The sequence below is a fragment of the Actinotalea sp. genome (assembly GCF_035443605.1).
In the GTDB taxonomy this organism is placed as follows: Bacteria; Actinomycetota; Actinomycetes; order Actinomycetales; family Cellulomonadaceae; genus Actinotalea.
The window spans coordinates 1-1,899 of the sequence record NZ_DAORSQ010000006.1; the positions used below are offsets into that span (position 1 = coordinate 1).

Here is a 1,899-nt window from a genome sequence, read left to right on the forward strand (position 1 = left end):
TGGCTGGGGCTGTGGGCCGCGCTGGGCGTGGTCGCGGTGATCTTCGCCGAGACCGGGCTCATGGTCGGGTTCTTCCTTCCCGGCGACTCGCTGCTCTTCACGCTGGGGATGTTCGTCGGCACAGGCGTGGTCGACATGCCGCTGTGGCAGGTGCTGCCGTTGATGTTCGCCGCGGCGGTGCTCGGCAACTCGACCGGCTACCTCATCGGGTACCGGGCCGGGCCCAAGATCTTCGACCGCCCGGACTCCCGGTTCTTCCGGCGCGAGTACATCGACCGGACGCACGCGTTCTTCGAGAAGCACGGCGGCAAGGCGATCATCCTGGCGCAGTTCGTGCCCATCGTGCGGACGTTCACACCCGTCGCGGCCGGCGTGGGCCGGATGGACTTCCGGCACTTCATCACCTTCAACATGATCGGCGCCCTGCTGTGGGGCGTCGGGGTGACGTCGCTCGGGTACTGGCTCGGCGGCTTCGCCTTCGTCCAGCACAACATCGAGTACATCCTGCTGGGGATCATCTTCGTCTCGGTCGCGCCGATGCTCGTCGAGGCCCTCAAGAAGCGCGCCGAGATGCGCCGGCTGCGCCAGCTCACCGACCTGGCCCACCCGCACGGCGACACCCCGGCCTGAGCGCGCCGCACGCGGGACGTTCGTCCGTACTCCCGGGGGCGTCCGTGCCTATGGTGCGGACATGACCGCACTCGACCTGCAGCCCCCTGTCCCGGTGATGACCGACCTCGCCGACCTCGCGGCACTCGTCGAGGTGCAGCCCGACGCGACGGTGTCGCGCACGGTGCTCACCGCGCAGGGCGCGCGCATCGTGCTCTTCGCGTTCGACGCCGACCAGGAGCTCACCGAGCACACCGCCGCCGTCCCCGTGCTGCTCCAGACGCTCGACGGGCACCTGCGGATCACGGCGGACGGCCGCACGGTGGACCTGCTCCCCGGCGGGGTGGTGCACCTCGGCGCGCGTCTGCCGCACGCGGTCCAGGCCCAGGTGCCGTCCCGGCTGGCCCTGACGATGCTCGACCCGCGGCTCACCGCCGCCCGCTGACGCCCGTCCACCGCCGGTGAGCACCACCCCCCGCGGCGCGCGCGCCCATCGCCCGGCGCGCGCCCGGCGTCGGCCCGGCCCCGGCTGGGTGCCGAACCAGCACGGCGCGTGGGCGATGATCCTGCTGCCCCTCGGCGTGGGGGCCCTGCACGCCGGTGCGCGCTGGTGGCACCTGCTGCTGCTCGTCACCTGGCTGGTGGCCTACCTCGCGTTCTTCGCGGCCGGGCTGTGGCTGCGCGCGCACCGCCGGGCCAAGTACGTGCCGGCCGTCCGCGCGTACGCGGTCGCCACCGCGCTGCTCGGCACGGCGACCGTGCTCACCGCCCCCGAGCCGCTGCACCTGCTGCGCTGGGGCGTCGTCTACGCCCCGCTGCTCGCCGTGAGCCTGCGCGCCTCGTGGGTGCGCGCGGACAGGTCCCTGCTCAACGACGCCGTCACCGTGCTCGCGGCGAGCCTCATGGCCGTCGTCGCGCACGCGACCGTGCCCGGACCGGTGTGGCTGCCGGGCGGCGCCGCCGAGGCCTGGGCCCTGGCCGCGGTGCTGCTCGGCTACTTCCTCGGCACGGTCCTCTACGTCAAGACGATGATCCGCGAGCGCGGCAACCGGGCGATGTACCTCGCGTCCGTCGGGTACCACGCCGCGCTCGTGCCGGCCGCGTTGCTGGTCTCACCGTGGCTGCTCTCGCCGTGGCTCGCCGCCCTGTTCGCGGTGCTGGCCGTGCGCGCCGCCGTCGTGCCCCGCGCGTGGCCGACGGCCTCGCCGCGCGCGGTGGGTCTCGGCGAGGTCGCGGCGAGCGTCGCGCTCGGGCTGCTGCTGCTCGTCGCCTGATCGGGCCGGCGGGCCG

At 73.9% G+C, this 1,899-nt stretch carries 3 protein-coding genes; all 3 read left to right on the top strand.

Annotated elements, in window-relative coordinates; all coding sequences use genetic code 11:
* On the top strand, positions 1–630 hold a 630-nt coding region (locus PKY62_RS01445), incomplete at its 5' end, for a VTT domain-containing protein (protein ID WP_324534121.1).
* A 61-nt stretch (positions 631–691) separates the two neighbouring features.
* Positions 692–1,054 carry a cupin domain-containing protein gene (locus PKY62_RS01450; protein ID WP_324534123.1) on the top strand — a complete coding sequence of 121 codons (363 nt, stop codon included), beginning with the start codon at positions 692–694 and terminating at the stop codon, positions 1,052–1,054.
* A 16-nt stretch (positions 1,055–1,070) separates the two neighbouring features.
* On the top strand, positions 1,071–1,883 hold the full coding sequence (locus PKY62_RS01455; protein ID WP_324534126.1) for a YwiC-like family protein: 813 nt from the start codon (positions 1,071–1,073) through the stop codon (positions 1,881–1,883).
* The last annotated feature ends 16 nt before the right edge of the window (positions 1,884–1,899 follow it).

What these genes read in the sequence shown, in the direction of transcription:
- PKY62_RS01450 (WP_324534123.1), top strand. Translation starts at nt 692, where the DNA reads ATGACCGCACTCGACCTGCAGCCCCCTGTCCCGGTGATGACCGACCTC.